This is a genomic window from Kaistella sp., from assembly GCF_049588135.1.
In the GTDB taxonomy this organism is placed as follows: domain Bacteria; phylum Bacteroidota; class Bacteroidia; order Flavobacteriales; family Weeksellaceae; genus Kaistella.
This window is the reverse complement of record NZ_JBAVFG010000122.1, coordinates 1-6118: the sequence shown is the minus strand read 5'-3', so window position 1 is coordinate 6118 and position 6118 is coordinate 1. Positions and strand designations below refer to the sequence as shown.

Sequence of the window (6118 nt, the reverse complement as noted above, 5' to 3'; positions counted from 1 at the left end):
GGTTACCTCATTAATGTTGTAATGAGAAGTGATGAGAACAAAACTGGTTTTCAGCCCATTTCCAAAAGGTGGATTATTGAACGTACATTTTCATGGTTTGATAATGACAGAAGATTATGTAGAAATTATGAACTCATAATGGAAACCTCTGAAAATATGGTCAAATTATCCGCCATAAAATTTTTATTGAATAAAATTTAAACAGGCTCTAAGGCAATAGGCTTTGAACGTCCTGGGATAAAAGCCCTTATGGGACGAGGGTATGAAAATTACAAACTGCTTGTTATTAGGATTTTAAATAAAAAATACTACCTTTAATTTTTAAAATTCTATTTCCTTAGCTAAGCGAAGATGATTTAACCTTTTTACCTTTTGTAATTGACAGAAGAAGTAGCACAGAAATATCTCATTGCTGAGATCAAATGAGTTAATAGAACCAACATTAAAGTTATGAAATACTAATTTCATCGTATTTTATTTAACAGCTGTGACAGAACTAAGAAAAGTAATACTAACATAATACAAATAGTATGATTTCTTCTAATCAAACAAAGACCGTCGCATCAAACTACCGTGGAACGGATAAGCTTATTGTAGGGATTGGATTGGCTGTCATTACTTTTTGGCTTTTTGCGCAAACAACCTTAAACATTGCGCCTACCATGAGCGCTGATCTAAAAATCAGCCATAATTTGAACAATATTGCAGTCAGTATTACCGCTTTATTTTCTGGAATTTTCATCGTGGTAGCGGGCGGATTGGCAGATCGGATTGGTAGGGTGAAGATGACCAACATTGGCTTAGCACTGAGTGTAGTGGGTTCATTCCTCATTGTGATTTCACCATCTGGTACAGCTGTGTTTCTATTGGCGGGACGTATTTTGCAGGGACTTTCTGCAGCTTGTATTATGCCCGCAACACTGGCTTTAATGCAGGCTTACTTTAATGGTAAAGAGCGGCAGCGAGCCTTAAGTTTTTGGTCTATCGGTTCATGGGGCGGTTCAGGACTTTGTTCATTATTTGGAGGATTCATCGCCTCTACCATTGGTTGGCGCTGGATTTTCATTTTATCGATCCTCGTTGCTGTTATAAGTTATTTTTTATTGAGAGGCACTCCGGAAAGTAAAGTCGTAACGACAGATAAAAAACCTTTCGACTGGACGGGTCTTATCGCTTTTATTATCGCAATGGTCGCCTTGAATATTGTGATTGGACAAGGATCCAGTCTTGGTTGGCTAAGCCCAGCGGTCTTAACAGGTGGCGCTGTTTTTATCATTTCTGCCACTGCTTTTTTCAGAATTGAAACGAAGGGAACAAACAGTTTCGTTGACTTGACGCTTTTTAAGAACAAAACATTTTCTGGGGCAACATTATCCAATTTTCTACTCAACGGAGCCGCTGGAACATTGCTCGTTTCATTAGCCCTTGTACAGCAGGAAGCTGGATTGTCTTCCTTGCAATCAGGTTTAGTTACTGTTGGTTATTTAGTGGCTATATTGAGTACCATTCGGGTAGGAGAAAAATTACTTCAAAAAATGGGTCCAAGGAAACCAATGTTGCTCGGTTGTTTCATAACAGGAATGGGTATTTTACTCACAAGCTTTACTTTTCTTTTAGCGAAAGAATATATTGTGGTTTCATTTGTTGGTTTCACTTTGTTTGGGGTGGGACTTGGCTTTTATGCTACTCCTTCTACTGATGCTGCTTTGAGTAATGTTCCCGGCGATAAAGCGGGATCGGCATCTGGGATCTACAAAATGGCATCATCATTGGGAGCTGCTTTTGGCGTTGCAATTTCTGCTGCTATCTTTTACGGACTTAGCAAGATGGAGGGTACTCCGCCCATGGCGGCTATTTTCATGGGAAGAACTGATAATATAGAGGTACGGTATGCAGCTGGGATAGGATTGTTGTTTAACGTTTTTATGGTTGTTGTAGCCATCGTTGCCATCATGATTACCGTTCCTAAAACCGATAAAAGCAATATTTAAATTAATAAGAACCTCATTTTAATTTTTTAATATTAAAAACCATGGAAATCACCAAAATTAAAGCGTTTAACAGTACGATGGATCGTTTCATTGATGAACTTCTTCCTGAATTGGAAGAGATTTATAAAGATATTCATAGAAACCCCGAGTTATCGATGCAGGAATTTCGCACGGCAAAAATTGCTGCAGATTATTTAACCAAATATCAATATGAAGTTTCAACGGGTATTGGGATTACTGGTGTGGTAGGTATTATGAAGAATGGAGAAGGCCCTACGGTGATGCTTCGTGCCGATATGGACGCACTTCCTGTTTCAGAGGCTACAGGATTACCTTATGCAAGTACTACTGTGGCCAGAGATGGTGAAGGGATTGAGGTTGGGGTGTCGCATGTATGCGGTCATGATATGCATGTGACCTGGTTAATGGGCGCTGCAAGGTTATTTTCAGAGCATAAGGATCAATGGAAAGGAACGATAATGGCCGTTTTTCAACCCGGCGAAGAAGTTGGCCGTGGTGCACAAGGCATGATCGATGATGGCATGATGGAACGTTTCCCTAAACCGGATATTATTCTGGGACAACATGTAATGGTGGGTGAAGCAGGTACCGTTAGACATCGTAGCGGTGCGATACTATCCGCAGGAAACAGTCTTAAAGTTAAACTTTTTGGGCGTGGCGCACACGGTTCACAGCCACAAACATCCATTGATCCGGTGATTATGGCGGCAGCAACTGCGATGCGCTTACAAACCATTATTTCGCGTGAAGTAGCACCGATTGAAAATGCAGTACTCACCATAGGATCATTGCAAGCTGGTACCAAGGAAAATATTATTCCGGATGATGCCACCATAAAATTGAATATCCGAACTTTTGATGACGGCGTTAAAGATCATATTCTTTCAGCTGTTAAGCGGATTTGTTGTGCGGAGTGCGACGCATCCAATGCGCCAAGAGATCCTGAATTCACCACGATAGACAGCTATCCAATGACGGTGAATGATGTGGCATCGACCGCAAAAGTAGCAGAAGCCTTCGATGCCCAGTTCGGTGATAAATCATTTGAGACGCAGCCGGCTTCTGCCAGTGAAGATTTTAGTGTTTTTGGAACGAATTGGAAAGTGCCTTATGTTTTTTGGTTTGTTGGCGGAACTGATCCTAAAATATATTTGGAAGCTAAAAAGAATAATCAGGTAAATTCTATTCCCAGTAATCATTCACCCAAATTTGCGCCGGTAATTAACCCCACTTTAAAAACAGGTTTGCAGGCGATGATGACCGCCGCTCTAGCCTGGTTGGATTAGATTGCCCTTGAGATGGATAAACTACATACACTTTACTATTTTCTTGATCTGGCGGGTACTTTTGTATTTGCCATAAGCGGAGCAGCAGCGGCAAAGCAACGGGGTCTGGACCTGTTCGGGATCTGCAGCATTGCATTTATAGTAGCCTGTGGTGGTGGGATTATGCGTGATCTTTGTATCGGTGCTATTCCACCGGCTGGATTAACAAACTGGTATTACCTTGTAGCGGCAATAATAGCTGCAGGAATAACCATCGGCTTATACCCTTATGTTCAACGGTTAAATCAACCCGTGATATTTTTCGATGCATTGGGCCTATCCTTATTTGCGGTTACTGGTGCTCAAAAAAGTCTTGCATACGGCCATAATGCAGAAGTTGCTGTTCTTTTGGGAATCACTACCGCTGTTGGTGGCGGGGTTCTGCGTGACATTTTGCTTAATCGGGTTCCCATTATATTGGAAAAAGAAATTTATGCATCAGCAGCACTTACAGGAGCCTTGATTGTAGTTGCAGGAAATTATTTTAAATGGCTATCAACTGATTGGATCTCCATCATTGCTTTAATTGTATGCTTTGGATTACGCTTATTGGCGCTACGTTATCACTGGAATCTGCCTGTTTATTCAAATGATAAAACAGAGCCGGAATTATAAAAAAGTTGATGTTCGTTTTAGTCTATTTATAGGAGCTTGTAATAACAATGTAAAAAAAAAGATATTGATTAAACAAATTCATTCACCTAAGGAGTGAAAGAAAATATTGCAGAAAATTAATTTTTGTAAGGGAATATTCGTGCATATAATCATCATTATAGAATTGTTCGGAACTAAAGTACTTCCGGGGGTAAGAAAGTCATTGATTAATATAGCATAAATGGAAAGTTTACAAATCAAATGAACATGGATATACTGACCATCATAACTGTACTTATTCTTTTAAGCACGGCTTTTTCTTTTTTTAATGAAAAATTGATAAGGCTGCCTGGTACCATTGGTGTTATGGCTATTTCTTTAGTGGTGTCAATATTGATATTGGTTGCAGGAAAATCAAATTCCGGAATGAGTGCAACCGTAACTATGATGGCTCACAGCATTAACTTTTCAAAAATTTTACTGGATGTAATGCTGGGTTTTTTGCTTTTTGCCAGTGCGATCCATTTTGATTACAAAAAACTTAAAATGCTCAGGCTCCCAATATTTATATTAAGTACAATCGGCGTATTAATATCTGCCAGTATATTCGGAGGATTATTATATCTTGTTACCATCTTTATCAATCTTCAGTTGCCTCTGATTTATTGTTTCATTTTTGGAGCACTAATCTCTCCCACAGACCCTATTGCCGTGAGTTCTATTCTGAAAAAATCAAAAATACCACCAAGACTCAATATTATTATTTCTGGCGAGTCGCTATTCAATGATGCTGTAGGTCTGATTTTATTTGTAACACTTTTAGGGATCGTTCATGAATCCGGTACAACTACATTGACAAGTACTATTAAACTGTTTGCACAGGAAGTGATTGGCGGTGTAGTTATAGGAGCGATTATTGGTTATCTGGGATATAGACTTATTCGCTCCATACACGATTTTCAAACGATCGTACTGATCTCCATTTCAATGATCTTGTGCATATCGCTCATTGCCGGTAAATTTCATGCATCCGTTCCGCTGGCTGCAGTTACTGCCGGATTATTGATCGGCAACCTGAATTTTGGTAAGGGTCATCCTGCCAATGAACACCTCAACCAGGTCTGGCAATTATTGGATGAGGTATTGAATACCATTCTTTTCGTAATGATCGGATTGCAACTGATCATGATGTCTTTTTTAAATAATTACTGGCTGGTTGGTTCCGTTTCCATTGTGATCCTTTTATTCGCAAGACTGGTAACGGTAACCCTTCCCGCGGTTTTTGTGCTGCGAAAGGTGAACTTCAATAACCTTGCAATTCTCACCTGGGCGGGACTTCGGGGCGGAATATCCGTCGCAATGGCGCTTTCGCTGCCTCCATCAACTTACCGAGAAACCATCCTTTCGGCCACATATTTTATTGTTATATTTTCTATATTAGTGCAAGGATTAACACTTAATAAAGTGGTATCGGCCTTAGTCAAAAAAACGTAAAATGAAACAAAGAAAATAACACCTTTAAACAAAAGGAAGCAAAACAGAATTTATTTCTTATCCAACAAACAAAAAATAAAAATTACAGCCAACAACGGCAAAGAGAATTATCTGATAGAAATACAGTCGCCTACAGGAAATAGGGTATTGGCGGATGAACCAAAAGAAAAAGGCGGCCAGGACAAAGGGTTCTCTCCGCCGAATCTGCGTTTTCGCGTGTGAGCGGGGTTACTCAAAACGACCCGAATGCAGTTCATAAAACAAAACGAAAGTTGAATTCTTCGCAGAATTTTTTTCATATCGTATTTATTTGGTTGATTTTGTTTCTTACGTTTTCCAATCCCTCAAAGAATTTTTCCAATTCGGGATCAATCCACTTCAGCATGTCATAAATCGTGTTTAAAATTGCTAAAGATTCCGTACAATCAATACTATTTCCGTTAAAAAAAATCGATTCACAATGGTTTACTCTGTTTCTAAAGTCTCTCATTTTGTACAACTTACTGTAAATGCTTGCTCTTGTTTCTGTAGCTGGTTTGTACGGGAAAATCTGAATGATCTGTCCAGAAAGTATGCTGTAATGATGTGATAAAAATAGGGACACCCAAAAACCAAAATTTTGGTCAGAAATAATTTTTCCGTTGGTAATAGGTATTCTTTTTCTCCGTAAATTTGATTCGGTTTTTGTGATAC

5 protein-coding genes and 1 pseudogene are annotated in these 6118 nt (G+C 39.2%); 5 read left to right on the top strand and 1 reads right to left on the bottom strand.

Translation table 11 applies throughout. From position 1 onward, the window contains the following. The 5 genes and pseudogenes from WBY99_RS06980 to WBY99_RS06960 form a co-directional block, all read left to right on the top strand. Nucleotides 1-201: pseudogene (locus WBY99_RS06980) on the top strand (DDE transposase); the annotation flags it as partial. 329 nt (nt 202-530) lie between these two features. Beyond that, the gene (locus tag WBY99_RS06975) at nt 531-1991 is read left to right on the top strand and encodes an MFS transporter (RefSeq protein ID WP_423975611.1); all 1461 of its coding nucleotides are present in this window, start codon (nt 531-533) and stop codon (nt 1989-1991) included. 41 nt (nt 1992-2032) lie between these two features. Continuing rightward, a complete protein-coding gene (locus tag WBY99_RS06970) occupies nt 2033-3298 on the top strand; it encodes a M20 family metallopeptidase (RefSeq protein WP_423975610.1) in 1266 nt (421 codons plus the stop codon). Between the two features lie 12 nt (nt 3299-3310). Further along, nucleotides 3311-3952: a trimeric intracellular cation channel family protein gene (locus WBY99_RS06965; protein WP_423975609.1), complete on the top strand. Its 642-nt coding sequence runs from the start codon at nt 3311-3313 to the stop codon at nt 3950-3952. Between the two features lie 246 nt (nt 3953-4198). Further along, nucleotides 4199-5425, top strand: coding sequence for a cation:proton antiporter (locus WBY99_RS06960; RefSeq protein ID WP_423975608.1), 1227 nt, complete (start codon nt 4199-4201; stop codon nt 5423-5425). A gap of 295 nt (nt 5426-5720) precedes the next feature. On the opposite strand, the gene WBY99_RS06955 is transcribed toward WBY99_RS06960, so the two are convergent. Beyond that, the coding region (locus WBY99_RS06955) for a hypothetical protein (RefSeq protein ID WP_423975607.1) at nt 5721-6118 on the bottom strand (398 nt) is incomplete at its 5' end.

Coding starts and splice junctions, on each gene's coding strand:
- WBY99_RS06970 (WP_423975610.1), top strand. CDS start 2,033: ATGGAAATCACCAAAATTAAAGCGTTTAACAGTACGATGGATCGTTTC.
- WBY99_RS06960 (WP_423975608.1), top strand. CDS start 4,199: ATGGATATACTGACCATCATAACTGTACTTATTCTTTTAAGCACGGCT.
- WBY99_RS06975 (WP_423975611.1), top strand. CDS start 531: ATGATTTCTTCTAATCAAACAAAGACCGTCGCATCAAACTACCGTGGA.
- WBY99_RS06965 (WP_423975609.1), top strand. CDS start 3,311: ATGGATAAACTACATACACTTTACTATTTTCTTGATCTGGCGGGTACT.